Source organism: Ruegeria sp. YKSF070 (genome assembly GCF_059612725.1).
In genome coordinates this window covers 1-22,964 of record NZ_JBXWRD010000028.1, presented here as the reverse complement: position 1 = coordinate 22,964, position 22,964 = coordinate 1, and the positions used below count along the sequence as shown (strand labels likewise).

Annotated in this window: 29 protein-coding genes; 13 read left to right on the top strand and 16 right to left on the bottom strand. The window is 64.2% G+C overall.

Translation table 11 applies throughout. The annotated features are described in order from the left end of the window. Positions 1-3: 3 nt before the first annotated feature. The 3 genes from AC2FL1_RS14400 to AC2FL1_RS14390 all read right to left on the bottom strand — a co-directional run bounded on the left by AC2FL1_RS14400 (position 4) and on the right by AC2FL1_RS14390 (position 2,376). On the bottom strand, positions 4-717 hold the full coding sequence (locus tag AC2FL1_RS14400; protein ID WP_496877404.1) for a BglII/BstYI family type II restriction endonuclease: 714 nt from the start codon (positions 715-717) through the stop codon (positions 4-6). A 1-nt stretch (position 718) separates the two neighbouring features. Further along, positions 719-1,351 (bottom strand): MT-A70 family methyltransferase, encoded by a 633-nt coding sequence (locus AC2FL1_RS14395; protein ID WP_234170268.1) that lies wholly within the window; start codon positions 1,349-1,351, stop codon positions 719-721. Positions 1,352-1,656: 305 nt separating this feature from the next. After that, positions 1,657-2,376, bottom strand: coding sequence for a response regulator (locus AC2FL1_RS14390; protein ID WP_496829604.1), 720 nt, complete (start codon positions 2,374-2,376; stop codon positions 1,657-1,659). Between the two features lie 137 nt (positions 2,377-2,513). Here AC2FL1_RS14390 and mce point away from each other — a divergent pair, with 137 nt between their 5' ends. Then, positions 2,514-2,918: a methylmalonyl-CoA epimerase gene (gene mce, locus AC2FL1_RS14385; protein WP_044029028.1), complete on the top strand. Its 405-nt coding sequence runs from the start codon at positions 2,514-2,516 to the stop codon at positions 2,916-2,918. A 33-nt stretch (positions 2,919-2,951) separates the two neighbouring features. Beyond that, on the top strand, positions 2,952-3,227 hold the full coding sequence (locus tag AC2FL1_RS14380; RefSeq protein ID WP_234139361.1) for a DUF1467 family protein: 276 nt from the start codon (positions 2,952-2,954) through the stop codon (positions 3,225-3,227). A 32-nt stretch (positions 3,228-3,259) separates the two neighbouring features. On the opposite strand, the gene AC2FL1_RS14375 is transcribed toward AC2FL1_RS14380, so the two are convergent. Together AC2FL1_RS14375 and AC2FL1_RS14370 are read right to left on the bottom strand one after the other, a co-directional pair. Further along, complete coding sequence (locus AC2FL1_RS14375; protein ID WP_496829607.1) at positions 3,260-3,955, bottom strand: EI24 domain-containing protein; 696 nt, start codon at positions 3,953-3,955, stop codon at positions 3,260-3,262. After that, positions 3,952-4,530, bottom strand: a complete 579-nt coding sequence (locus AC2FL1_RS14370; RefSeq protein ID WP_496829609.1) for a nitroreductase family protein — start codon at positions 4,528-4,530, stop codon at positions 3,952-3,954. The genes AC2FL1_RS14375 and AC2FL1_RS14370 overlap by 4 nt, the downstream gene beginning before the upstream one ends. 124 nt (positions 4,531-4,654) lie before the next feature. On the opposite strand from AC2FL1_RS14370, the gene AC2FL1_RS14365 reads away from it, so the two are divergent. Both AC2FL1_RS14365 and AC2FL1_RS14360 read left to right on the top strand, forming a co-directional pair. Continuing rightward, a complete protein-coding gene (locus AC2FL1_RS14365; RefSeq protein WP_496829611.1) occupies positions 4,655-4,861 on the top strand; it encodes a hypothetical protein in 207 nt (68 codons plus the stop codon). A gap of 43 nt (positions 4,862-4,904) precedes the next feature. Continuing rightward, positions 4,905-5,183, top strand: a complete 279-nt coding sequence (locus tag AC2FL1_RS14360) for a DUF167 domain-containing protein (protein ID WP_496877403.1) — start codon at positions 4,905-4,907, stop codon at positions 5,181-5,183. Between the two features lie 3 nt (positions 5,184-5,186). On the opposite strand, the gene AC2FL1_RS14355 is transcribed toward AC2FL1_RS14360, so the two are convergent. Next, positions 5,187-5,426: a DUF8831 family protein gene (locus tag AC2FL1_RS14355; RefSeq protein WP_496877402.1), complete on the bottom strand. Its 240-nt coding sequence runs from the start codon at positions 5,424-5,426 to the stop codon at positions 5,187-5,189. Between the two features lie 120 nt (positions 5,427-5,546). On the opposite strand from AC2FL1_RS14355, the gene AC2FL1_RS14350 reads away from it, so the two are divergent. From AC2FL1_RS14350 to AC2FL1_RS14335, 4 genes are all read left to right on the top strand, one after another. After that, positions 5,547-6,263, top strand: a complete 717-nt coding sequence (locus AC2FL1_RS14350; RefSeq protein ID WP_496829615.1) for a M48 family metallopeptidase — start codon at positions 5,547-5,549, stop codon at positions 6,261-6,263. Further along, entirely contained in the window at positions 6,260-6,628 is a 369-nt protein-coding gene (locus tag AC2FL1_RS14345) for a YigZ family protein (RefSeq protein ID WP_496829617.1), read from the top strand. Before AC2FL1_RS14350 ends, AC2FL1_RS14345 begins: the two co-directional genes overlap by 4 nt. Positions 6,629-6,699: 71 nt before the next feature. After that, the gene (locus tag AC2FL1_RS14340; RefSeq protein WP_234170262.1) at positions 6,700-6,951 is read left to right on the top strand and encodes a DUF6455 family protein; all 252 of its coding nucleotides are present in this window, start codon (positions 6,700-6,702) and stop codon (positions 6,949-6,951) included. A gap of 29 nt (positions 6,952-6,980) precedes the next feature. Continuing rightward, complete coding sequence (locus AC2FL1_RS14335) at positions 6,981-7,238, top strand: DUF6455 family protein (protein WP_496877401.1); 258 nt, start codon at positions 6,981-6,983, stop codon at positions 7,236-7,238. On the opposite strand, the gene AC2FL1_RS14330 is transcribed toward AC2FL1_RS14335, so the two are convergent. Both AC2FL1_RS14330 and rimO read right to left on the bottom strand, forming a co-directional pair. Then, on the bottom strand, positions 7,239-7,481 hold the full coding sequence (locus tag AC2FL1_RS14330; RefSeq protein WP_496829621.1) for a CDGSH iron-sulfur domain-containing protein: 243 nt from the start codon (positions 7,479-7,481) through the stop codon (positions 7,239-7,241). 199 nt (positions 7,482-7,680) lie between these two features. Then, positions 7,681-9,072, bottom strand: a complete 1,392-nt coding sequence (rimO, locus tag AC2FL1_RS14325) for a 30S ribosomal protein S12 methylthiotransferase RimO (protein ID WP_496877400.1) — start codon at positions 9,070-9,072, stop codon at positions 7,681-7,683. Between the two features lie 97 nt (positions 9,073-9,169). On the opposite strand from rimO, the gene AC2FL1_RS14320 reads away from it, so the two are divergent. Beyond that, entirely contained in the window at positions 9,170-11,107 is a 1,938-nt protein-coding gene (locus AC2FL1_RS14320) for an AsmA family protein (protein ID WP_496877399.1), read from the top strand. Between the two features lie 227 nt (positions 11,108-11,334). On the opposite strand, the gene AC2FL1_RS14315 is transcribed toward AC2FL1_RS14320, so the two are convergent. Genes AC2FL1_RS14315 through AC2FL1_RS14300 form a run of 4 tightly spaced genes read right to left on the bottom strand, consistent with a single transcriptional unit; the run spans position 11,335 to position 16,042 of the window. Further along, the gene (locus AC2FL1_RS14315; RefSeq protein ID WP_496877398.1) at positions 11,335-12,831 is read right to left on the bottom strand and encodes a phosphomannomutase/phosphoglucomutase; all 1,497 of its coding nucleotides are present in this window, start codon (positions 12,829-12,831) and stop codon (positions 11,335-11,337) included. 20 nt (positions 12,832-12,851) lie between these two features. After that, entirely contained in the window at positions 12,852-13,685 is an 834-nt protein-coding gene (kdsA, locus tag AC2FL1_RS14310) for a 3-deoxy-8-phosphooctulonate synthase (protein ID WP_496829630.1), read from the bottom strand. A gap of 4 nt (positions 13,686-13,689) precedes the next feature. Then, entirely contained in the window at positions 13,690-15,405 is a 1,716-nt protein-coding gene (locus AC2FL1_RS14305; protein ID WP_496877397.1) for a KpsE/RkpR family capsule polysaccharide export protein, read from the bottom strand. Next, entirely contained in the window at positions 15,383-16,042 is a 660-nt protein-coding gene (locus AC2FL1_RS14300; RefSeq protein WP_234143197.1) for an ABC transporter ATP-binding protein, read from the bottom strand. The genes AC2FL1_RS14305 and AC2FL1_RS14300 overlap by 23 nt, the downstream gene beginning before the upstream one ends. Before the next feature lie 261 nt (positions 16,043-16,303). Here AC2FL1_RS14300 and AC2FL1_RS14295 point away from each other — a divergent pair, with 261 nt between their 5' ends. Further along, entirely contained in the window at positions 16,304-16,930 is a 627-nt protein-coding gene (locus tag AC2FL1_RS14295; protein ID WP_496829634.1) for a uracil-DNA glycosylase family protein, read from the top strand. Beyond that, positions 16,899-17,696, top strand: coding sequence for an SseB family protein (locus tag AC2FL1_RS14290; RefSeq protein WP_496877396.1), 798 nt, complete (start codon positions 16,899-16,901; stop codon positions 17,694-17,696). The genes AC2FL1_RS14295 and AC2FL1_RS14290 overlap by 32 nt, the downstream gene beginning before the upstream one ends. 15 nt (positions 17,697-17,711) lie before the next feature. Here AC2FL1_RS14290 and AC2FL1_RS14285 read toward each other — a convergent pair whose 3' ends face one another. Together AC2FL1_RS14285 and yghU are read right to left on the bottom strand one after the other, a co-directional pair. Next, positions 17,712-18,719, bottom strand: coding sequence for a hypothetical protein (locus AC2FL1_RS14285; protein WP_496877395.1), 1,008 nt, complete (start codon positions 18,717-18,719; stop codon positions 17,712-17,714). 261 nt (positions 18,720-18,980) lie between these two features. Next, positions 18,981-19,859 (bottom strand): glutathione-dependent disulfide-bond oxidoreductase, encoded by an 879-nt coding sequence (gene yghU / locus AC2FL1_RS14280; protein ID WP_496877394.1) that lies wholly within the window; start codon positions 19,857-19,859, stop codon positions 18,981-18,983. A gap of 222 nt (positions 19,860-20,081) precedes the next feature. On the opposite strand from yghU, the gene AC2FL1_RS14275 reads away from it, so the two are divergent. Beyond that, positions 20,082-20,606, top strand: coding sequence for a YHS domain-containing (seleno)protein (locus tag AC2FL1_RS14275; RefSeq protein ID WP_496877393.1), 525 nt, complete (start codon positions 20,082-20,084; stop codon positions 20,604-20,606). A 108-nt stretch (positions 20,607-20,714) separates the two neighbouring features. Here AC2FL1_RS14275 and AC2FL1_RS14270 read toward each other — a convergent pair whose 3' ends face one another. Next, entirely contained in the window at positions 20,715-21,308 is a 594-nt protein-coding gene (locus tag AC2FL1_RS14270; protein WP_496859462.1) for a GcrA family cell cycle regulator, read from the bottom strand. 150 nt (positions 21,309-21,458) lie between these two features. Between AC2FL1_RS14270 and AC2FL1_RS14265 the strand changes: the two genes are divergently transcribed. Continuing rightward, positions 21,459-22,250: an ABC transporter permease gene (locus tag AC2FL1_RS14265; protein ID WP_496829645.1), complete on the top strand. Its 792-nt coding sequence runs from the start codon at positions 21,459-21,461 to the stop codon at positions 22,248-22,250. A 60-nt stretch (positions 22,251-22,310) separates the two neighbouring features. Here AC2FL1_RS14265 and AC2FL1_RS14260 read toward each other — a convergent pair. Continuing rightward, a partial coding sequence (locus tag AC2FL1_RS14260; protein WP_496877392.1) for an MFS transporter occupies positions 22,311-22,964 on the bottom strand: 654 nt, incomplete at its 5' end.

The window sequence follows — 22,964 nt, the reverse complement described above, 5'->3', positions numbered from 1 at the left end:
GGTTCAGTCCGGTGTGATGTTGCCGGGGCGTATCCCGAAGACCAGCACCGGACAGCCGCCGCTGCGCCCTGCCGCGATGCGGCTGAGCAGCTTGTGGGTGCCGGTGGTGCTGGCGCCGAACTTGGCCGCGACGGTGCTGGCGGTCTCGTTGCCGTCCTTGTCCAGGCAATAGCCCAGCGACTGAAAGAACTCGGGCGGCAGCGCCCGGGTCACGATGACGCCCACGTCGATCACGCCCGCCTCGAAGAAGCTGCGAAAGGCGTAGAGATCGCGGTCATAGGTCTGGTCCTTGCTGTTCCACTCGTAGTCGAACGCCACCCGGCCGCGCCAGAAATCGACCAGATGGTTGTGGATGTAATCGGCGCGCAGGATGCGGTCGATCTCGGGCGCGTTCTCGCCCTTGCCCTCGCGCAGGCGGACGGTCAGATCGGCCTCGATCCGGACCTCTTGGTGAAACCCCTCGGCCGCCGCCAGATCGGCAAAGCGGGTGGTGGCCGACATCCGGTTGCCGCCGGGCGAGCGGATTTCGGTGCGGCTTATGGTGAAGGCGTCGAGGATGCGCAGAATCGCGGCCAGTTCGGCGGGCGCGCGCTGGGCGATCACGGCGGCGGCACTGCGATAGCTGGCCACCGAATAGCGCGGGCCGAGAGTCCAGCCCAGCTGCGCCTCGACCGCGCCGCCCGGATCGAACACCGCATCGTCGATACTGCGGGCCATGTTACTCGGCCGCGACGCCGGAATTGTAGGAATAGGTCTTCCAGCTGGGCTTGTAATCGGCGTCGGCCTGATTGCCCCAGACGGTCCAGCCATCGCGCACGCCGCGCCCGAACATCTCCAGATAGGGGCCCCAGGAGCAGCTCTCGATCAGTTCGTATTGCTCGTCGGGCTTGCGCGAATGCTCGCGCTTGCGGGTCTGCATCATGTTGACCTGCCGCCGGCCCGGTGCCAGCGTGCGGGCATTCTTGCCCTTGGTGCCGAACAGCAGCAGCTCGGTCACGTTGCGGAAATAGAAACCCACGCCGCGCCCGTCCGAGCCGCCATCCTTGCGCACCTTGTGCCAGACGATGTTGGACTTGTACTCGAACCCCCAGGCGCTGAGCACCTGCAGCCCTTCGGGCAGCAGGGCGTTGGGCACCCAGAGATAGCAATGCGCCCTGTCCTCGAGATAGTCGGCCACCGGCAGGGCGCAGATATCCTCCAGCGTCATGGTCGGATAGCGCGCCAGTCGCTTGTGTTCGGGCGCAACCTTGCCGGTGCGGTTGGTGAACCGCCAGGGCGGGTCGGCCATCACGGTGGCAAAACGGTCGTCACCCAGGAAATCCGACAGATCTTGAGAGGCTGATTGAGACATGTCCAACATATTGCGGTCTTCCCCCCCGATTGTCACGCCCCTTTTGCGGGGATGTCCACTCTAGGTGGGTGAGAACGAAAGGTAAACACGTTTTACGGCCCCGAGGCGGTATCGACGCAGCTGGTGACCTCCACCGACTGTGCCGCCGGGTTGCGGCCGCAACTACGTGGCACCCTGCCAGGATGGCGCAAGGATCAGCGCGCCTCGACCCGCCTGCGTCGCGGACCGGGCGTCTCGTACCAGCGCAGGGCATAGATCAGCACGCCAGCGGTCACGATGGCGATCGGCAGCATTCCGGCCATATCTCAGATCGCCTTTCTGTGATTCAGACGCTCCTGCACCAGTCCCGCGATCCGCGCCGTATCCGAGGTAACGGGGGCGCCACTGGCGCGGGTGCGGGCCAGTGCCTGCGCGGCCGAGGCCAGCGCGTGATCCTCGGCGCTGCGCGCCAATCCCAGCAGGAATTGCGCAATATAGTCCAGCGTCTGGGGGTCGGACCTTTCGCTCAGCACATCGGCCACATGGGCCATGTCGTCCTGATAGGCGATCGGGTCGGGGCGGATATGCTCGTCATGCAGGATACGCGGGCCGGTGGGCTGGCGGTCTGCGGGCAGTCGCGACAGGATTTCGGCCTGGAAGGTCGCAAGCGAGGTTACCGGTTTGGCCAGGAACCCGTCGGCGCCGGCCTCCAGCGCCATTTCTTCGGCGCCATCGTCGCCCGAGGTGCCCAAGATCACCACGATCCGGGGCGCGGTATGGGCCATCTCCTCGATCAGGTCGGCGCCCGAGCCATCGGGCAGCCCCATATCGACGATGATCACCGAGGGGCGGTAGATCTGCAAATGCCTGCGTGCCGATTTCAGGCAATCCGCGCGCCTGATGCGAGCGCCGCTGCGCAGGCACAAAAGGCGCATCGCCTCACAGGCAAAGCGGCTGTCCTCGACCACGAGAATGGTCAGCCCCAGCAGCGGGCGGGTAACCGTCGGCAGCCGGTGCGGGGCGGCAAAGGGATCAGAATCATCCATGGCTGGCTCCTTCAGCAGACGCCTCAACGCTAGGTCACGCTGGCTAACAGGACGTTAATGGGCGATTTGGCGCACTTGCCCCGACAGGCCGCACACCGCATAAGACGCGCAACCCGATGAACCATTGGAGGATGATCATGATCGGCCGTTTGAACCATGTCGCCATTGCCGTACCGGATCTCGAGGCCGCGTCCGCGCAATATCGCAGCGCACTGGGCGCCAAGGTTGGCGCGCCGCAGGACGAACCCGACCATGGCGTGACCGTGGTGTTCATCGAACTCCCCAACACCAAGATCGAACTGCTCTATCCGCTGGGAGAGAACAGCCCGATCCAGGGCTTTCTGGACAAGAACCCCTCGGGCGGCATTCACCACGTCTGCTATGAGGTCGAGGATATCATTGCCGCGCGCGACCACCTGAAATCCACCGGCGCCCGCGTGCTGGGCACCGGCGAACCCAAGATCGGCGCCCATGGCAAACCGGTGCTGTTCCTGCACCCAAAGGATTTCAACGGCTGTCTGGTGGAACTGGAGCAGGTCTGACCCATATCAGGGTGAAACCCAAAGGGGACGAACATGTCGATCACATCCGCATTGGTGCTGTTCTCGGTCATCTGGTTCATGACCTTCCTGATCGTGTTGCCGATCCGCGTGCGCACACAGGGCGATCTGGGTGATATCGTGCCCGGCACCCATGCCGGTGCCCCCGAGCATCACCATCTGAAAACCAAGGCCTGGATCACCACCGGTCTTACGGTGGTGCTCTGGGCGATCATCGGGGGCATCATCCTGTCCGGGTGGATCAGCGTCGATGACATCAACCTGCTCAAGGTGATGCCGCCGCTGGAGTGAGAACAGGGCAGCCCGGTGCCCCTCCACAGCGTTCAGCGGGTCCCATTCACCGCGTGAAAGATATGGGTGAAAGTGGCCGCACCCAGGATCGGGATCAGCAGGTTCACCAGCGGCACCGACAGCGGGATCGCCATCAGGGCGCCGGCAAGCCAGATCGTCATCAGGTGTTTCGAGCGCAGTCGGCGTGCCTCGGCCCGCCCGACCCTGCGCATCGCGGCCAGGGTGAAATACTCCCGGCCCAGCAGGAACCCGTTCAGCCCCCAGAAGATGAACAGCGCAAAGGGCGCGAACATCGCATAGAGGACAAAGGCCGCCAGGTTGGCCGCGATCAGCACGCCCAGAAAGTTGACCGTGTCCTTGAGCGCCTCGCCAAACGGAACCGTGGTCGCGGCGGGCAGGTTCGGGTAATGCCGGTCCTCGACCGCCTGCGCCACTTCGTCCAGGAACATGGATGTGATGGCCGAGGCCACCGGCACCATCAGGAACACCGACAACACCAGCATGAAGATCAGCGATGAGACGCTGAGCAGACCGCCGACCCAAGTCACCTCTCCTAGAACCGGTAACGTGACCTCGGGACCGACCAGCCATTGGATGAGCCACAGAAAAAGCGCATAGACCGCCACCAACAGCGCCAGCGTGAGGCCCACCCCCAGGCCCAGCACCTTGCGAAAGCGCGGATCGCCGATCTGGCCCAGCGCGGCGAGGAAAGCGTTGACGATGATCATGCCGAGACCCAGGTGGTGATGGCCTCCAGATCCGGTCGGGGCCGGTCGGGCGGGGCGCTGGATTCGGTGGCGATATGGATCAGGCCGGCCACCCGTTCATGGGCTTCAAGCCCCAGCCCCTCGGCACAGAATGCGCGGTCATGCGAGGGCCAGCCGCTCAGCCAGTTGGCGCCCCAGCCTGCCGCCAGCGCCGCGTTCAGCAACGCCAGGCAGACCGCGCCAGCCGAATAGGTCTGTTCGATCGCGGGGATCTTGGGGCTGTCCTTCTGCACCTCGATCACAGCCACTGCCAGAATGCCCTGATCGAATTGCGACCGGCCCTTGGCGATATCCTCGTCCGGTTTGCCCAGCGCACGCCCCCGCGCCTCGGCCAGATCGGCCAGCCGCGCCATCGCACCCTGTTCCAGAACAATGAATCGCCAGGGTTCCAGTTTTCCATGATCAGGGCTGCGCGCGGCGGCGGTCAGGATCGGCAGCAAAGCCTGACGGTTGGGCGCCGGAGCAGTCAGGGTCTTGGCTGGGCGCGACCGGCGAGTTTGCAGAAACTCCAGGGCGGCATCGTTGCGCGGTGGCATATGTAAATCCCTTTCACATCAATCGCTCTCAGCTATCTCGGCGACCGGGCGTCGAGTTTCAAGGGTAAATCATGCGTGAAGGGTGGCTTTTGCCAGGGCGGGCGGAAGCAGACCGTGCTAGTTTATGTCCGTCCTTGGAGTGTTCTCGATGACCTCGCATGCTTTTCTGATTATGGCGTTGCTGGCGCTGAGCGCTTGCGCCGCGACTGAACCGCAGCCTGTGGCGCAATATCCCGGCAGCTTGCCGCCCCCCACCGCACAACGTGACAGCGAGGCCCGAAAGGCCGCTTCGGCCTATTACCTGGGGCCGCGCGGAGAAGAGTGGTACTGAGCACCATGCTGGGCTTTTGCGTGGAACCCTGTAGAACGGGGGCATGGCGAAGCCCAAGGTCAAATCCCTTCCCGATCTGTCGCACCTGGCCCGGCCGGGGCAAGAGATTGCCCTGCGTGTCACACCAAAGGCCGCGCGCGACAGCGTGACCCTAACTGATACCGGGTTGAAGATATCCGTCACCGCCCCACCCGAGGACGGCAAGGCCAATGAGGCGGTGCGCAAGCTGCTGGCGCGCGCCATGGGTGTTGCGCCCAGCCGGCTGGACCTCAGGCGAGGCCAGACCGCGCGTGACAAGACATTTGTCTATCTGGGGGGCTGAGGGTCAACCCGGCACCTCGCGCAGCTGATACACCCCCTCGGGCAGATCCAGCGCCGCCGCCAAATCGCGCAGCTGTTCGGGCGAAAGGGTGATCTTTTGCATGGTTTCAGTGCGTGGGTCGAATTGCTCGACCGTCACGCATTCGGCAAAGGAATTGATGACCACATCCTCCTGCAAGGGGGTCTCTCCCTCGTCGACAAGCGTGATCACGGTCGAGTCGAATTCATGTTCGATGGTAAACATATCGCCACAGTGGCGGCGGCGTCCGGCCAATGCAAGCCCGCGCGCGCGGCAGGGGCTGGAAGCCGCCCAGCGCGCAGGCTAAACTCTGACCCGAATGTCGAAAAACGATAAAGGTTTCCCATGCGGCGGTTTCTGTTTCTGACGGTTGCGCTTGGCTTGTTGTCTGCGTGCGAGGTGTCCGATCCCGGACCCGTCGCACCTCTGCCGTCGGTCCCGGACAGCCCGCCGTTGAGCGCAAGCGCGGCGCAATCGGCCTTTGCCAGCGTCTCGGCACGGGTGCGCCCGGTGGCGGTGCGCGAATGCCAGCAGCGCACCCAGGGGGCCAATTGCGATTTCAAGATCGAGATCGACCCCAACCCCAAGGCGCCGGTCAACGCCTATCAGACGGTGGACAAGAACGGCCGGCCGCTCATCATCTTTACCCGGTCCATGATTGCCACCGCGCGCAATGCCGACGAGCTTGCCTTTGTCATGGGGCATGAGGCGGCGCATCACATTCGCGGCCATCTGGCGCGTCAGAATGCCAGCGCCGTCGCCGGTGCCATCATCCTCGGCGGTCTGGCAGGACTGGCAGGAGGCGGGTCCTCGACCATCGACGCCGCCACACAGATCGGCGCCAGCGTAGGTGCACTCACCTACTCCAAGGAGTATGAGTTGGAGGCCGATGAGCTGGGTACGGTGATCACCCACAAGGCCGGTTACAACCCGCTGGTGGGGGCGCATTTCTTCTCGCGCATTCCCGATCCGGGTGACCGGTTCCTGGGGTCGCACCCGCCCAATTCGGCCCGGATCCAGACGGTGCAGCGGACCGCCAGCAGCCTGGGCCTGACCCAGTGACCGGGCTGACCCGGCTGGGCGTGGTGTTGTCCGATCGCGGTTCGAAATACGCGGTCAGCGGCGCACCGGCCCGTAGCCGGGAGGAGGTGGACGCGGTTCTTGCCGAACTGAAAGCGGACCGCGCCTATGCCAAGGCAACCCACAATACCTGGGCGGCGCTGCTGCCCACGGGCGCGCTCAAGGCCGATGACGGCGAATCCGGCGCCGCCATGGTGATTCTGCGGATGATGGAGCGCGCCGAACTGGCCGATCATGTCATCGTGGTCACTCGCTGGTATGGCGGCAAGAAGCTGGGTGGCGACCGGTTCCGCCGGGTGGGAGATGCCACCCGCGCCTATCTTGATCACCTGGGCTTGGGTGCTTGACCTGCGTCAAGGGCAGGGTGCGCGCTCTGCGCTAGTCTGATGTTATCGCCGCCGCGACAGTAGAGGACAATATGGCCGACCGAGACACGTTGAGAAAACACGCAGACCTGTTCGACCGAATGGCCACCACGTTGGGCCACGATCTGGAGGAATCGGCCTTGAAAGGCCAGTTGCGCATCGACGAGATCAGCGATGCGGTTCTGGCCTGCACCGGGTGCAGCAATCCCGCGCACTGTTCCGAATGGCTCGGCACCCGCGACACCGCGCTTCAGGCGCCGCAATACTGCCGCAACCGCGCATTGCTCGACCGTCTGCACCCCTAGACGGCCCGCACAGGTTCAAGGAGATTTCCATGGCTCAGATTCCACTGGGCGATATCGAGCGGCATTTCTGGCTGACCCGCTCGGTGGCCCGCACCATCGGCGTGTCCTTTACCGAGGCACTGGCCGAGAAACGCCTGACCGAGGAAGATTACGCCGAACTCGTCACTCGCTGCCGTGCCGCGGAATGCACGGAACCCTGCCAGCTCTGGCTCGCCTGCCAGCAGGGCCGGGCCGAGGCCGCGCCCGAGTTCTGCACCAATGCCGAGGCGCTCAACCGCCTGCGCTGATCACAGCTTGCTGTGGCTGCCATCGCAGAGCGGCTGTTTGCTCGAATGCTTGCAGCCGCAAAAGAACACCTTCTTGTCCGCTTCGGCGGTGTATTTCACCGGCGAAAACTCGGTCCCCTTGTGCGAGCCGTCGCAAAAGGGCTGTTTCTGCGATTTGCCGCAGGCGCACCAGAAATAGGATTTTCCTTCGGTCACCTCGACCGCAAAGGGGGCTTTCTGGACGATCTCGGGACTGTCGGACATGAGGCTGTTCCTTTGAGTGGCGTATGTCTGTCGATTGCACGATAGCGCGGATCGGGCGCAGGAAAAGGGTTGCCTTGTCGCGCATTGCTGATCCGCCTGATGGGCAGAGAGCATTTCGTGGTGCCGATCGTGGCCACAATGTCGGGAGGCAGGTGTCACTTGGGTTTTGGTGGTGTGTTGGCGCCTCAGGAGAGGGGGATCAGATCCGTGTTCCCCACAAATCATATTCCCCGGCCTCGTCCACTTCGACCGTCACGATATCGCCGGGCTGCAAGCCTTCGAATCCCTCGTCGATGAACAGGTTGCCGTCGATCTCGGGGGCGTCCGACTTGGTGCGGCAGGTGGCGGCCTCGTCGTCGACCTCGTCGACGATCACCTCGATCACCTGTCCCACCCGCGCGGCCAGCTTCGCCTCGGAAATCGCCTGCGCTTTTTCCATGAACCGGTCCCAGCGCTCTTGCTTGACCTCTGCCGGAACATGATCAGGCAGGTCGTTCGATCGGGCACCCGCCACGTTTTCGTATTGGAAGCAGCCCACGCGATCCAGCTGCGCCTCGTCCAGCCAGTCGAGAAGGGTCTGGAACTCGGCCTCGGTCTCGCCCGGATAGCCCACGATGAAGGTCGAGCGCAGGGTAATCTCGGGGCAGATCCCGCGCCAGGCCGCGATCTCGTCCAGGGTGCGCGCCGCCGCCGCCGGGCGGGCCATGCGTTTCAGCGTGTCGGGATGTGCGTGCTGGAAGGGAATATCCAGATAGGGCAACAGGTTGCACCCCGCATCTGCCATCAGCGGGATCAGCTCGCGCACATGCGGATAGGGGTAGACGTAGTGCAGCCGTACCCAGGCGTCGAGCTGTCCCAGCTCGCGCGCCAGATCGGTGATATGGCTGCGGATCTCGCGGTTTTTCCACAGGTTGGTGTCATACTTGCGGTCCAGCCCGTAAGCGCTTGTATCCTGAGAGATGATCAGAAGTTCCTTCACACCGTTATCCACAAGCTTTTCCGCCTCGCGGAGCACCGCATGGGCGGGGCGGCTGGCCAGCTTGCCGCGCATGTCGGGGATGATGCAGAACTTGCACTTGTGGTTGCAGCCCTCTGAAATCTTGAGGTAACTATAATGGCGCGGTGTCAGCTGGACGCCCGAGGCGGGCAGCAGGTCGACAAACGGGTCCGGATCGGGCGGGACCGCGCCATGCACGGCATCCAGCACCTGCTCGTATTGATGCGGGCCGGTGACGGCCAGAATGCGCGGATGATGCTCGCGGATATAGTCGGGTTCGGCCCCCAGGCAGCCCGTCACGATCACCTTGCCGTTTTCCTTGAGTGCTTCTCCGATCGCCTCCAGGCTCTCGGCCTTGGCACTGTCAAGGAAGCCACAGGTGTTGACGATCACCGCATCGGCGCCTGCATAGTCGGGCGAGATGCCATAGCCCTCGGCCCTGAGCCGGGTCAGGATGCGCTCGCTGTCGACCAGCGCCTTGGGACAGCCCAGCGAGACCATGCCGATGGTCGGCTGGCCGGGGCGGGTGGCGGCGGTGCCCAGTCGGGCGGCGGGGGCCAGGTCGGGGCGCAGGTTCGGAGGGTTCGTGCTCATGGCGCGCATATAGAGGGGAAAGCTTCCCCTTGCAAATGTTGCGCAACCGGAGTGGGCTGACCATATCGCAACAGGCAAACAGGCAGGGAGCGCACATATGCGGTGGATCGTGCGAATCGGGATCACTCTGGTAATGGCGGCGGTGGTTCTGGTGGCGGCGCTGCTGCTGTTGCCCGGTGACCGGCTGGCGCGGCTGGCCATCGAACAGATCCGCAAACAGACCGGGCGCGAAGTCACTGTGGCGGGCGAGGTCAAGCTCAGTTTCTGGCCGGTGCTCGGGGTCGAGACCGGACCGGTGACGGTGGCCAATGCCGAGTGGGCGAGCAGCGCACCGATGTTGCAGGCGCAGGGGCTGGCGATCGGCGTTGCGGCGCCTGCCCTTTTGGGTGGCGAGGTGCGGATCACCCGCATCCTCGCCCAGGATCCGGTGCTGCGGCTGGAAACTGCCAAGGGTCGGGTGAACTGGGAGTTCACACCCTCGGGTGTGACCGGTGGCGCGGCGGCGCCTTCGACATCCGGGGCGGGCGGTCAATTAGTGACGCTCGACGGGCTGGAGTTGAAGAACGCCCGGCTGATCTATGTCGAAGAGGGCAAGACCAGCTTCGATTTCGGCGGCGTCGATCTGTCGGCCAGCTGGCCCGCAAAAGATGCGCCGCTCAAGATGCAGGCGCGGCTGGAGCCGGGAACGGGGTCGATCTCGGTAGAACTCACCATGTCCGATCTGGGTGCCTTTTCGAACGGACAGGTCAGCGCGATGCAAATGACGATGGCGGCGCCCAGGACCAGCATCACCTTTGACGGGCGTGCCAGTATCGACGGTGCGCTGGCTGGAACCGCCACGCTTGATACCAGCGACAGTGCCGCGATGCTGGCGGCCTTTGGCCAGGCTGGTATTAGCCTGCCGCGCGGGCTGGGGCAGCGGGCCGATCTGCGCGCCCAGATCACCTATACCGCCGACGGGCGGCTGGCGCTGCGCGAGCTTGCGGCCGATCTCGACGGCAACCGGCTGAACGGCGCCGCCGATGTGACGGTGGCCGACCCGCCGCAGGTGACCGCGCGCCTGACCGCCGGTGCGCTGGATCTGACCGGGCTTGCCGCCGCTGGCGGGACAGGCTCGGGCGGCAGCGACGCGGCCTCGGGTTGGTCCGAGGCGTCCATCGACGCCTCGGCGCTGGCTCTTGCCAATGGCACGCTGCATCTGAGCGCCGGTTCCATCGCGCTGCCCGGGCTGGAACTGGGTCAAAGCGTACTCAGCCTGTCGCTTGATAACAGCCGCGCGGTGGTCGACATGGCGCCTGTCTCGCTGTTTTCGGGGCAATTGAGCGGTCAGGTCGTGGCCAATAATCGCAACGGCTTGTCGGTTGGCGGCGATCTGCGGGCCGAAGGCATCGAGATGCGCGAGGCGCTGGCGACGCTGGGCGGGATCGAACGGCTTTCGGGCGCGGCCTCGGGCGAGCTGAAGTTCCTGGGGGTTGGCCAGAGCGAGGCGCAGATCATGCGATCGCTCTCGGGCGAGGGTCGGCTTGCGATGGGTCGCGGAGTGATCTCGGGCTTCGACCTCGACAACCTGATGGGGCGCGGGGCCAAGGGCGGCGGCACCACCGTGTTCAACAGCCTCACCGCCAGCTACCGGATGGACAAGGGCAACCTCTTTAACGAGGACCTGCTGATGCTGCTCGACAATTTCAAGGCCAACGGCACCGGGCGCGTCGGTCTGGGCGCGCGGGATATCGACTACCTGTTTACGCCCGTCGCGCTGCGGGCCAATGCGGGGCAGGGAATTGCTGTGCCGGTTCGCATCGTCGGCCCCTGGGCCGACCCGGCGATCCGTCCCGATCTGAGCCAGGTGATCGAAGCGGCGACCGGCCTCGACAAGGAGGCGGTCGAGACCAAGGCCAAGGACGAGTTGCGCCGAAAGCTGGGAGAGGAGCTGGATACCGAGATCACACCCGATCAGGATATTGAGGAGTTGATCAAGGACCGGCTGGAACAGGAGGCCACCAAGGGCCTGCTCAAGCTTCTCGGCGCCGACTGACTTTGGCGGAAAGAGGGGGGCGCTGCCCCCGTCACCTTCGGTGACTCCCCCGGGATATTTGGGGCAAGAGGAAAGAAGAGGCTCCTGCTCCTTCATTCCGCTCCAAATACTCCGGAGCGCGAGGCAGCGCCTCGCAAAAGACCGCCGCGCCATAGGCGCGGCCCGGCCCAAGGCCTCGGGCCTCTCGTCAGAGAGGCGCGAGGGGGCGGGAGCGCCCCCTCCCTGGCTCAGATCGTCTGGTCGTAATCGCCCACAGACGGCTCGGTGCGGATCACGGCGTCGATCTCGGCAAAAATGGCGCGCATCTCGGCTTCGCTCTCGCTGCTTTCGCAGACCACCACCAGGTTCGGCGTGTTCGACGAGGCGCGCACCAGCCCCCAGGAGCCGTTGTCGAGGATGACACGGGCGCCGTTCACCGTGACCACCTCCTTGATGGCACGCCCGGCAAAGCTGTCGCCAGCGGCATGTTTGGCCACCAGCTTTTCCACCAGCCGTTCGAGGATCGCGTATTTCTCGGTATCGGCGGCATAGGGCGACATGGTGGGCGTCGACCAGGTGCGCGGCAGGGCCTTGCGCAGGTCCGACATCGACATCTCGGGGTTGCGATCCATCAGCTTGCAGATCTCGACCGCCACCCGCATGCCGCAGTCATAGCCGCGCCCGATGGGTTCGGCCAGAAAGTAGTGACCCGATTTCTCGAACCCCGCGAGCGCGCCAATCTCCTTGACCCGGCGTTTCATGTGGCTGTGGCCTGTCTTCCAGTAATCGGCCTTGGCGCCATGTTTGCGCAACTCTGGGTCGGCAGCAAACAGGCCGGTGGATTTCACATCCGCCACAAAGGTCGAGCCCGGAAAAAGCTTGGAGAGGTCGCGCGCCATGATCACGCCCACCTTGTCGGCAAAGATCTCCTCGCCCTCGTCATCGACCACGCCGCAGCGGTCGCCGTCGCCGTCAAAACCCAGCGCGAAATCGGCGCCGCTGGCTTTGACCGTGTCGGCCATGTCATGCAGCATTTCCATGGCTTCGGGGTTCGGGTTGTAGTTGGGGAAAGTATAGTCCAGCTCGTTGTGGCTCGGCACGATCTCGACCCCCAAGCGGGCAAAGATTTCTGGCGCAAAGGCCGAGGCGGTGCCATTGCCCGTGGCGCAGACCACCTTGAGCGGGCGCGACATGCGGAAATCGCCGACCAGATCGTCTATATAGGCCTCTTTGACGCCATCGACGAATTCGTAAGAACCACCCGGGCGCGCGACGCCTTCGCCGCTCAGAACGATGTCGCGCAGCTCGGCCATCTCGTCGGGGCCATGGGTCAGCGGCCGGTCAAAGCCCATCTTGACCCCGGTCCAGCCATTGGGGTTGTGGCTGGCGGTCACCATGGCCACGGCGGGCACATCCAGATGGAACTGGGCGAAATAGGCCATCGGCGATAGGGCGGGGCCGATATCCTTGACCTGAATCCCGGCCTGCATCAGGCCCAGGATCAGCGCATTCTTGATTGCCAGCGAATAGTCACGATAGTCGTTGCCCACCGCGATCACCGGGGCGATGCCGCGGCGGTGCATCTGGGTGCCCAGACCCAGGCCCAGCGCGGTCATGCCGGGCAGGTTGATTTCCTCGGGATATTTCCAGCGCGCGTCGTATTCGCGAAACCCGGTGGGCCGGATCATCGCGTCGCGCAGAAAACTCCACGTGTTAGGGGTCACCTCGGGCAGGGGTCTGGTCATTTCGAACACTCGAGCCTTTTTCAGATCTGGATCGGATTTGCCTTGGCGAGCGTGTCGAGTCGCATCAGCATGTCAATAAGGCCCGGCATCTGATCGAGATAGATCATGTTCGGGCCGTCACAGGGGGCGTTATCGGGATCCTGGTGCGTTTCCATGAACACGCCCGCCACGCCGACCGCCACCGCAGCCCGCGCCATGACCGGCGCGAATTCGCGCTGCCCGCCGGATGCCCCGCCAAGCCCACCGGGCTGGGCCACCGCATGGGTGGCATCCATGATCACCGGATAGCCGGTGCGCGCCATTTCCGGCAGCGACTGCATGTCGACCACCAGCCGGTTGTAGCCAAAGCTGACCCCGCGCTCGGTCAGCAGAATGTTGCCGTTGCCGGTGCTCTCGATCTTGGCCGCAACATTGGGCATGTCCCAGGGCGCCAGGAACTGGCCTTTCTTGACATTGACGACCGCACCGGTTGCACCGGCGGCTTTCAACAGCGCGGTCTGACGACACAGAAAGGCGGGGATTTGCAAGACATCGCAGACCTCGGCAACCGGGGCGCATTGCTCTTTCTCGTGCACATCGGTCAGAACCGGCACGCCGATCGTGTCCTTGACCGATTGCAGAACCGCCAGCCCCTTGTCGAGTCCAAGCGCGGGCGCGGCATTGACCGAGGTTCTATTGGCCTTGTCGAAGGACCCCTTGAAGACATATTGCGCGCCGACGGCGTCGCAGGCCTCTTTCATCGTGCCGGCGATCATCTGGGCATGATCGGCGCTTTCCAGCTGGCAGGGGCCCGCGATGATGGTGAGCGGGAGGTCGTTGCCGACCGTCAGGTCGGCGATTCGGACATGTTTCATGGGCTTACGAGGATACCTGTTCTCTGAGGATCGATGCGGTGAGCGAGATCATCAGGTAGATACCAGCAAACAGCAGGAATGCCAAAATCGTATTTTCGAAGCTGCGCGGATAGCTCGGTTCCTCGCTGGGCACCGGGTTGACCGAAACCGTCAGATAGCGCACCTGGCGGTTGGCCTCCATCCGGGTGGTTTCCATCTGTTGCAAGGCACCTTGCAGCATCATGTCCCGGCTGGCCAGATCGGCCTGGGCCATCTGGATGCGAACGCTCAGACGGGCCAGCGAGTTTTCTCCACTGGACGTGTCCAGCATCCGGGCATTCAGATCGTCTAGCACATCGTTGAGCCGCGCGATATCGGCGCGGGCGCCATCCACCTTGGCCTTGCTGGGGCGCGGGTTGTCGAGCAATGCCGCCAGTTGCAGCTCTTTTTCCTGCAACTGCACCTCGACGTTGTCGATGCGTCCGCGCAGGCTGGTGATCACGCTTTCGGGATCCAGCAGCGCGCCTTGCTGTTGCAACTCGACCAGTGCCTCTTGTGCCTTGCGGCGTTCTTTCTGGGCATCTTCAAAGCTTTTGCGGGCCTCGCGCATCTGGTCTTCGCGTTTCTGACCGGACAGGTTGTTGACCCGGCTTTCCGCATAGGACAGCAGGCTGTTCGAGAAATCGGTGGCGACCTGCGGATCGGGTGCCGCGACCTCCATCCGGATCACCCCCTCGGTCGGGTCGTAACCGATCGTGACGATCCGCGAATAGACCTTGTAGGCCTCTTCGTTGGTGGCGTCGGGGGACAGCCGCTGGATCGGGTCGATTTCTTCCCTCTGGAAATGCGCCTTGAAGCTCTGGTCGCGGTCCAGCAGCAGCATCGCCTCTTTCGATTCCAGGAACGACTGGACCGAGATCGAATCCTGGCTGGTGGCGAATTGCGTACCGGCAAAGAAGCCGCCGACCCCGCCCAGCGAGCCGTCGGCCTGAAGGATCACGAATTCCGACTTGCTGGCATACATCGGCGTGGCGACCACGTAGAAGTAATAGCCAGCAATCAGGGTGGGCAGGAACACAAAGAAGGCCAGCCGGGTCAGCAGCTGCATCATCTTGCGGCGGCGACGGCGCATGATGTCCTGCTGGATGCGACCGATTTCCATCTCGCGGCGCTGGGTCGGGCTCAGTTCGGTCGAGGGCAGCATCTGGCGCGGCTGCACCGTCTGTGGCAGTTGAACCTTCGGTTGTGCGTCGGCATCTTCGACATTGGCCGCTTCGGCGGTGCCTCCGCCACGCTGAACCACCAGGTCCAGCATGTTGCCGCGTTCCAGCGGATCGATGCCTCGGGCGCGCAACTGGCGCACCGCGTCATAGTCCGAGGTGACAGGCAGGTTGTGTTTCTGGGCCAGCCGCCGGGCCATTCGCAATTGCCGCCCGGTCAGGCCCTCGCGCTTGATGGCGTCGATCTCGGCCTCGGCACCGGTTTCGGCGGCCGAGGACACCTGTCCCTCCATCGCTGCCGGGGCAGCAGGCGCCGTTTCGGGTGCGGGGCGCTGCGGGCGGGCGGGCGTATTGCCGGGCTGCATCGCAGCCTCGGGGCGCGCTGTTGCCGCTTGTGGGCGCAGTGGCGAGACATTCGTCACCGGCTGGGGGCGGGGGGAAACCGAGGCTGTGCCTTCGGTTCCCGTGGGGGCGCCGGTCCGACGGATGCGGAATTTCTTAGCCTTGGGTTTGGTAGTCATAGAGCTGTTTCGCTTCTTCCAAGGAGTCGAATACATGCAGTTGGCCATTCATCAGAACAGCGGCCTGCCGGGCGAATTTTTCCAATGTCCCGGGCTGGTGCGAGACGATGACGATGGTGGTCGTGCGCAGCCGTTCTTCGAGAATGGCGCCGGCCTTCTTGTTGAACTCGACATCGGTCGAGGCGGGCATGCCTTCGTCGATGAGGTACATGTCGAAATCCAGCGCCAGCATCAAGGCAAACGAGAACCGTGCCCGCATGCCCGACGAATAGGTACCCAGCGGTTGGTCGAAATACTCGCCAAGACCGCAAAGCCACCGGCAATAGGCCTCGATATAGTCAGGATCCATGCCATAAAGCCGGGCGATATAGCGCGCGTTTTCCATTGCCGAGAGGCGGCCCACCACACCGCCCATGAACCCCAGCGGGAACGAAATGTTACAGCCGCGGCGGATCACGCCCTCGTCGGGTTTTTCGAGACCGGCCATCATGTTGATCAAGGTCGTCTTGCCGGTGCCGTTCGGGGCCAGAATACCCATCGACTTGCCCAGTTCCACCCGGAACGAGACACGGTCAAGGATCACCTTGCGCTGTGATCCCGTCCAGAAGGATTTGCTGACATTCTCGAATTCAAGCATCTGCTATCTGCTGCGGCCCAATGTCGTCTGTGTCGCATGACCCCGTGGCCACGCCCGTGCATCCCCCGTCGGGGCGGGAGTTGTCCACCGGCCTACAGGGGGAATTTGGCTACATTATGTCCAAATGTGAAACAAAAACTCAATCGCGGCCGGAACCTTTCAAGCAGGGATGGCGATCACGTGGGCGTGACCCGGCGCGGGGCTGGATTGGCGGGCGGACCCGGCTATCCTCTGGCCCGTCACCTGACAGGAGCCGACCTGATGACCGACCCCGTCGCTGTGCCTCTGACCGAGCGGATTCGCGCCTGCCGCTTGTGCGCCGATCGCTTTGCCGCCACGCATACGGCACATGAACCGCGACCGGTTGTCTGGTTTCGGTCCGGTGCGCGCCTGCTGATCGCAGGGCAGGCGCCGGGGGCCCGGGTGCATGCTTCAGGCCGGCCCTTCACCGACCCCTCGGGAGACCGGCTGCGCGACTGGCTGGGGATTGACGAGGAGACCTTTTATGATCGGTCGCGGGTCGCCGTGGTGCCGATGGCGTTTTGTTTCCCGGGTTACAACAGTCGGGGCGCGGACCTGCCGCCGCCGCCGGTTTGTGGAAAGACCTGGCACAGTCGGGTGATGGCCGAACTGGGAGAGATGCCGCTGACCGTGCTGGTGGGCGGCCATGCACACAAGTATCACCTGGGCGCGCGCAGCCCGGTGACCGAGACAGTGGCCGCCTGGCGGGACCATGCGCCGCGCGTCTTTGCCTTGCCTCACCCGTCCTGGCGCAATACGGCATGGCTCAGGAAAAACCCGTGGTTCGAGGCCGAGTTGCTGCCGGTTCTGCGCGCTCGGGTCAGAGAGGTGCTGAATGAGCCAGACCGGAGCGCAAACCCCGCTTGACCGTGCCCATGCCGCGATGGAGGCCGACGCAGGCGATGATGCCGCGCGGCTGCGTTTCTTTGAACGGCTGGGCGATGCCGAGCTGTTCCTGCTGCTGACCGAAGAGGCGCGCGGCGAGAACCTGTCGCCCGAACTCTTCGACCTGGCCGATGGCCGCTTCGTGCTGGTCTTTGACCGCGAGGAGCGGCTGGCCGCCTTTACCGGCCGTCCCGCCCCCTATGCGGCGCTGTCGGGCCGGGTGCTGGCGGCGATGCTGGCGGGGCAGGGGGTCGGGTTGGGTTTGAACCTCGATGTGGCGCCCTCGGCCATGCTGATCCCGGCCGAGGCGCTGGGCTGGCTGAGCGAGACACTGGGTCACGAACCCGACCAGATCGAGGCCCGGATCACCGAGGTGACCGCGCCGGGCGGCCTACCCGAGGCGCTGCTTTCGGCGCTCGATGCCAAGCTGGTCACTGCCGCCGGTCTGGCGCAAGGGGCCTATCTGGCCGGTGTCGTCTATCAGGATGGCGGACGCGGGCATCTCTTGGGATTTGTCGATGCGCGCGAGGGGGCCGAACCCGCGCTGGCCAAGGCCGCGTCCGAGGCACTGACCTTTTCCGGGGTCGAAGCGGGCGCGATGGATGTTGGGTTCTTCGCGGCCTCGGATGCGATGGCCGCCACCCTGTCGCGGGTGGGGCTGCGCTTCGAGCTGCCCGCGCCGCCCGCGCCGCCGCGCGGCCCTGCGGCGCCGGGCATGGACCCGGATGCGCCGCCCCGTCTGAAATAGGGCGGCGCCGCCCGGTCAGGCCGGGTATTGCGTGATCACGATCGGGCCGTCATTGGGCCCCAGCGCCTGGGTCAGCAGGCTGCCGTTGGCCTCGTATTGCAGGCAGAGCTGCCAGATTTGGAACGTTACCTTGTCCGACCCCGGCGGCGTGATGTTGACGCCATAGCTCGACGTCGTCTGCTGGCTGATTGCCAGACTGTGCGCCGTGGTCGAGGTATGGGTGAACGAGGTCGAGAGTTGCGCGCTGATCCCGAACAGCGCCTTGTCGATACCGCCGCCGCCGATGCCCACGGTCAGGCCCAGTGTCTCGGCAAAGCTGTCGGTCTCGGTATCGGTGCTGGTATTGCCCGAGGTCACGGCGATCGAGCGGTTATAGGTATTGCCGGGGTTCAACTCTCCGGCGCCGATCTGCTGCCAGAAATAGCTGGCGCTGATCGGCACATTGGCGGTGCTGACGCCCACGGCGGTGATCCACAACCCCTGCTGGCCGCTGTCCGAGATCACGATGGTGTTCTCGCCCTGCACCATCTTGGCGGCATCCAGCACAAAGGTCTCGTCATGCCAGTTCTGGTTGGCGACGAACTGGTTGGATGCCACCTGCTGCCCGTTGACCGAGACGCTGATATAGCTCTGGCTGCCGGTGGTATTCGGATTTGCCACTCCGGCGCAGGTGACGGTCAGGGTGACATTGGTCGCCTCGGCCAGTTGCAGCGCGAAATTGGCGCTGCCGCCCGATTGCAGGTTCCAGAACCCGGTTGAGGGCGCGAACCCGTTGTAGAGCGGCATGCTGAACAGCGCGGTACGCGACGGGTTGGCGGTGTTGAAGGCGATGGATTGCGGCGGCACCAGCTGCGAACTGGCGTTCTGGAGCAGCGCTGGTGTGGTCGGGCTCTGGGCAAAGATGCCATCGCCGCTCGGGCTGGGGGGCGGGGTCGTCACGGTCCAGCCAAAGACCGAATACGAGAAATCCGAACCCGCATCGAGCAGCATGCAGGGAAGGTCCTGCGTCATCGCCATGTTCATATGGTATCTCCTGAAACTCTTGACCAGCGACGCATCGTTGCGCCGTGCCACAGGGATGACCGGATCGGCCCCGCCGCTCAACGGCGGGCTGCGCGCGATTTTCGCCGATTTCGAAACGAAAAGATCGGACCGTGACGGGGCACGGTCCGGTCTTGTGATCTGACACACGGCGGGCGTTCAAAGGGTCGAGCCGCCGCGGGGAAAGACGCTGATTCTGCGCGGCATTTTAGGTAAATGCCACGCATTTTCGGACGCGCGCGATTAGCTGGCGTCCGGTTCCAGCTTGTCCTGGGTGCGGGTGTCGAAATCGCTGGCGTCATGGCGTTCGCGCAGCTGGAATTTCGGCTCGCCCGAGACGCGGTTGACCATGCGGCCACGGCTGACGCCGGGGCGGGCATCCAGCTCGCGGGCCCAGCGCATCACATGGGTATAGCTTTCGGCGTCCAGGAATTCGGCGGCATTATAGGCCCGGCCCAGCACCAGCTGCCCATACCACGGCCAGATCGCCATATCGGCGACGGAATAGTCGTCACCCGCGATAAAGGGGCGATGCGCCAGTTCGCGGTCCAGCACGTCCAGCTGGCGCTTGACCTCCATCGCGAAGCGGTTGATCGGGTATTCGAACTTCTCGGGCGCATAGGCATAGAAATGGCCAAACCCGCCGCCCAGATAGGGTGCGCTGCCCATCTGCCAGAACAGCCAGTTCATCACCTCGGTCCGGGCCGGGCCGGACGCAGGCAGGAAGGCGCCGAATTTCTCGGCCAGATGAAACAGGATCGAGGCGCTTTCGAACACCCGGACCGGTTCGGGCCCGGAGCGGTCGAGCAGGGCCGGGATCTTGGAGTTGGGGTTCACATCGACAAAGCCCGAACCGAACTGATCGCCCTGACTGATATTGATCAGCCAAGCATCGTATTCGGCGTCTGCGTGGCCTGCGGCCAGCAGTTCCTCGAGCATTACCGTCACCTTGACCCCATTGGGCGTGCCCAGCGAATAGAGCTGGAACGGGTGCTTGCCCACCGGCAGGTCCTTGTCATGGGTGGCACCCGCAATGGGACGGTTGATATTGGCGAACTGGCCGCCGTTTTCCTTGTCCCAGGTCCAGACGCGGGGCGGGGTATAGGATGTCTGTTCGGTCATGGCTTTCGTCTCGAATGTTACATCAACGGGCGGCGGCACCCGGTTAGGGAGAGCTAGGGGCCGGAAGGGCAAAGTCCAATGCCGGGGCGGGGAATGCAACTGAAACAATAGCCCGGTCCCACTCACAAATCGTCGATGTGGGGTCACAGCCGCGCGAGGTCCGCTGCCAAGGATGGGCAACAAGGATAATCTCGGGTCAACAGCAAACGGAGGAACCTCTTCATGAAACGTCTCGCTCTTGCCCTTGCCACCGCAGCCATGACCGCACTGGCCGCGCCGGTTCTGGCCGGTCCGCAATATCTTGACGGTACCGGTTATGCGGTTTCGGGCTATGATGTGGTCGCCTATCGCGCGTTGTCCCAGGCACCGGTGGGCCAGACCCAGCCAGAGGCGGTCAAGGGCCGCGCCGACATCACCGCCGAGTGGAACGGGTCGACCTGGGCCTTTGCCAGTACCGAGAACCGCGACACGTTTCTGGCCAACCCGGCCTATTACGCGCCGCAATATGACGGCCATTGCGCCTATGGTGTATCCAAGGGCGGCAAGGTTCCGGGCAACCCGAACCTGTGGCGCATCGTCGATGACAAGCTTTACCTGAACATCACGAAGAACGTTGTTGGTTTCTGGGAGGAAGACATTGCCGGAAACATCAACAAGGCTCAGGGGAACTGGCCGGGGATCGAGGATAAAGCGGCTTCCACCAACGTAATCCCCGATTTCACATCGGCGGCTCCGGTCAAGAACTGATCTGCGCGCGACAGGTGTCGGTAACGAGTGATGGGTCCGGAACGTCTGTCCCGGACCCTTTTTTGCAGTCTTCGTGCCTGCTGTGGAAGCGTTCGGTAAGCTACCGCCTCAGCGGCGACGATCGCGGCGCGAACTCATCGGCTGGAACGCCACGCCGACATGCGCCTCGCAATAGGGTTTACCCTGCTGGACCGGCAGGCCGCAGAACCAGAAATCCTCGGTCGCGGGGTCGCCCACGGGCCATTTGCAGGTGCGCTCGGTCAGTTCCATCAGGCTCAGCTTCTTGGCCTTTTTCTCGACCTCGTTGACCTTGGCCAGTGCCTCGGGGCTGATTTCGTTCGCCGAAGGCTGTGGCGGCAGCGGTTGGCCGGCCGGGATGATCTGTTTGCGCGCCGGGATCGGCTTGGCTTCGGCCGGTTGCGGTGCCGGTGCAGGCTCGGGGGCGGCACGAACCGGTTCGGGGCGCGGCGCGGGTTTGGGCTTGGCCTCTGGCCTGGGTGTGGCGGCGGGCTTTTCTTTTGCTTCGGCCTTGGTCGAGGCTGGCGCCGCGCCCGAGCTGCGGTTGGACAGGCCCAGACGGTGCACCTTGCCGATGACCGCGTTGCGGGTGACGCCGCCCAGTTCCTTGGCGATCTGGCTGGCCGACTGGCCCTCGCCCCACATTTTCTTGAGCAGTTCGACGCGCTCGTCGGTCCAGGACATGGTTTGCCTCTCAAAAGCGGGAAAGCGGCCCCAGAGCTGCGGCCGCCTTCGGAAATTGTCTCAGCGCCCTATTCTAGTCACTGCGGGCCGGGTTACAAGGCATTTCGAATCGGGAAAAGACCAGGGCGGTGGCAAGTGGGAGAGAAGGCGATGGAACTGGGTGTGCGGCGGTTCGGACAGGTGAACTGGCTGGGGCTTTATACGCTTGCCGCGCGCGAGGTGATGCGGTTTCTGGTGGTCTGGACCCAGACCCTGCTGGCGCCGCTCGTGACGGCGGGTCTGTTCATGATGATCTTCTCGCTGGCAGTGGGCGCTGGCCGGGGCGCGGTGATGGGGGTGCCGTTCCTGACCTTTCTGGCGCCGGGGATCCTGATGATGACGGTGATCCAGAACGCGTTTGCGAATACCTCCTCCTCAGTGGTGATCTCCAAGGTGCAGGGCAATATCGTGGATACGCTGATGCCGCCGCTGTCGGCGCTGGAGTTGCTCCTGGGTTATCTGGCGGGCGCCGTGGTGCGTGGGTTGCTGGTGGCGCTTGCGATCGCGGTGGCGCTGGTGCTGGTGCTGGGGATCGTGCCGGTGCACCCGCTGCTGGCGCTGGGATTTGTGGTGCTGGGGGCCGGGTTCATGGGCGCGCTCGGGCTGGTGGCGGGGATCTATGCCAACAAGTTCGACCAGATGGCCGCGATCACCAATTTCATCGTGACGCCGCTGGCGTTTCTGTCTGGCACTTTCTATTCGGTCGAGGCCTTGCCGCCGCTTCTGGGGCGACTGACCCACGCCAATCCGGTCTTCTATCTGATCGACGGGCTGCGTTTCGCGATGATCGGTGTCTCGGATAGTTCGCCCGCGCTGGGCCTGGCAGTTTGTCTGGGGGCCACGTTGGCGGTCTGTCTGCTGGCCTGGGCCCTGCTCAATCGGGGGTATCGGCTGAAGGCATGAGACAGCCGGAATTCTGCAAGAATTCCGGCCCGTTTTCCGTGCCGGAAAACGGCGCCCGCTTCAGGCATCAGCGAGCGAGCCGGGTTCGAAGCGAACCCGCGGGCGACCCAGGCGCGGGTGCATCCGGGCGGCGATGGTGAAAGCGCCAAACAGGCCTGCACCGCCGGCAACGAAGATGCCCGCCACCGGCGCGGCCAGCAGCACAAGCCACGCCACGCCCGGTGTCAGGATGCCCGACACGTCTCGGTAACTGGAATAGATCGCAGACATCTCGGTGCGCTCTGACGGTTTCACTGCCATCAGGAAGGGCAGGCCCGCGCAGATATCGAGCACGATCAGCCAGAACGATCCCAGCATCAGCAATCCGGCTGCGACCGGCGCCCAGCCCGACAGCAGACCGGCGGTCGCAAAACAGAACCCGGCCCCGGCGAAGCCGATCCGCACCGCGCTTTTCAATGAGCGCGCCTGCACCCATCTCAGGATCAGCGGTGCCGCGAACAGCATACCGTTGGTGATCGACAAAAGGATGCCGCCCAGCTGGTCTCCAAGCCCGGCCTCGATCGCGAAGATCGGCAGATAAACCACATAGACCCACCAGCCACAGGATCGGATCATCGCAAAGAGATAGCCCGCGACCAGCCGGGGCTGGGCAAAGAAGCGTGGCAGGAAAGCCAGCGGATTGCGTGCCGGGCGGCGGGCGCGGGCGATCATCTT

Coding starts and splice junctions, on each gene's coding strand:
- AC2FL1_RS14400 (WP_496877404.1), bottom strand. CDS start 717: ATGGCCCGCAGTATCGACGATGCGGTGTTCGATCCGGGCGGCGCGGTC.
- AC2FL1_RS14395 (WP_234170268.1), bottom strand. CDS start 1,351: ATGTCTCAATCAGCCTCTCAAGATCTGTCGGATTTCCTGGGTGACGAC.
- AC2FL1_RS14390 (WP_496829604.1), bottom strand. CDS start 2,376: ATGGATGATTCTGATCCCTTTGCCGCCCCGCACCGGCTGCCGACGGTT.
- mce (WP_044029028.1), top strand. CDS start 2,514: ATGATCGGCCGTTTGAACCATGTCGCCATTGCCGTACCGGATCTCGAG.
- AC2FL1_RS14380 (WP_234139361.1), top strand. CDS start 2,952: ATGTCGATCACATCCGCATTGGTGCTGTTCTCGGTCATCTGGTTCATG.
- AC2FL1_RS14375 (WP_496829607.1), bottom strand. CDS start 3,955: ATGATCATCGTCAACGCTTTCCTCGCCGCGCTGGGCCAGATCGGCGAT.
- AC2FL1_RS14370 (WP_496829609.1), bottom strand. CDS start 4,530: ATGCCACCGCGCAACGATGCCGCCCTGGAGTTTCTGCAAACTCGCCGG.
- AC2FL1_RS14365 (WP_496829611.1), top strand. CDS start 4,655: ATGTCCGTCCTTGGAGTGTTCTCGATGACCTCGCATGCTTTTCTGATT.
- AC2FL1_RS14360 (WP_496877403.1), top strand. CDS start 4,905: ATGGCGAAGCCCAAGGTCAAATCCCTTCCCGATCTGTCGCACCTGGCC.
- AC2FL1_RS14355 (WP_496877402.1), bottom strand. CDS start 5,426: ATGTTTACCATCGAACATGAATTCGACTCGACCGTGATCACGCTTGTC.
- AC2FL1_RS14350 (WP_496829615.1), top strand. CDS start 5,547: ATGCGGCGGTTTCTGTTTCTGACGGTTGCGCTTGGCTTGTTGTCTGCG.
- AC2FL1_RS14340 (WP_234170262.1), top strand. CDS start 6,700: ATGGCCGACCGAGACACGTTGAGAAAACACGCAGACCTGTTCGACCGA.
- AC2FL1_RS14335 (WP_496877401.1), top strand. CDS start 6,981: ATGGCTCAGATTCCACTGGGCGATATCGAGCGGCATTTCTGGCTGACC.
- AC2FL1_RS14330 (WP_496829621.1), bottom strand. CDS start 7,481: ATGTCCGACAGTCCCGAGATCGTCCAGAAAGCCCCCTTTGCGGTCGAG.
- rimO (WP_496877400.1), bottom strand. CDS start 9,072: ATGAGCACGAACCCTCCGAACCTGCGCCCCGACCTGGCCCCCGCCGCC.
- AC2FL1_RS14320 (WP_496877399.1), top strand. CDS start 9,170: ATGCGGTGGATCGTGCGAATCGGGATCACTCTGGTAATGGCGGCGGTG.
- AC2FL1_RS14315 (WP_496877398.1), bottom strand. CDS start 12,831: ATGACCAGACCCCTGCCCGAGGTGACCCCTAACACGTGGAGTTTTCTG.
- kdsA (WP_496829630.1), bottom strand. CDS start 13,685: ATGAAACATGTCCGAATCGCCGACCTGACGGTCGGCAACGACCTCCCG.
- AC2FL1_RS14305 (WP_496877397.1), bottom strand. CDS start 15,405: ATGACTACCAAACCCAAGGCTAAGAAATTCCGCATCCGTCGGACCGGC.
- AC2FL1_RS14300 (WP_234143197.1), bottom strand. CDS start 16,042: ATGCTTGAATTCGAGAATGTCAGCAAATCCTTCTGGACGGGATCACAG.
- AC2FL1_RS14295 (WP_496829634.1), top strand. CDS start 16,304: ATGACCGACCCCGTCGCTGTGCCTCTGACCGAGCGGATTCGCGCCTGC.
- AC2FL1_RS14290 (WP_496877396.1), top strand. CDS start 16,899: ATGAGCCAGACCGGAGCGCAAACCCCGCTTGACCGTGCCCATGCCGCG.
- AC2FL1_RS14285 (WP_496877395.1), bottom strand. CDS start 18,719: ATGAACATGGCGATGACGCAGGACCTTCCCTGCATGCTGCTCGATGCG.
- yghU (WP_496877394.1), bottom strand. CDS start 19,859: ATGACCGAACAGACATCCTATACCCCGCCCCGCGTCTGGACCTGGGAC.
- AC2FL1_RS14275 (WP_496877393.1), top strand. CDS start 20,082: ATGAAACGTCTCGCTCTTGCCCTTGCCACCGCAGCCATGACCGCACTG.
- AC2FL1_RS14270 (WP_496859462.1), bottom strand. CDS start 21,308: ATGTCCTGGACCGACGAGCGCGTCGAACTGCTCAAGAAAATGTGGGGC.
- AC2FL1_RS14265 (WP_496829645.1), top strand. CDS start 21,459: ATGGAACTGGGTGTGCGGCGGTTCGGACAGGTGAACTGGCTGGGGCTT.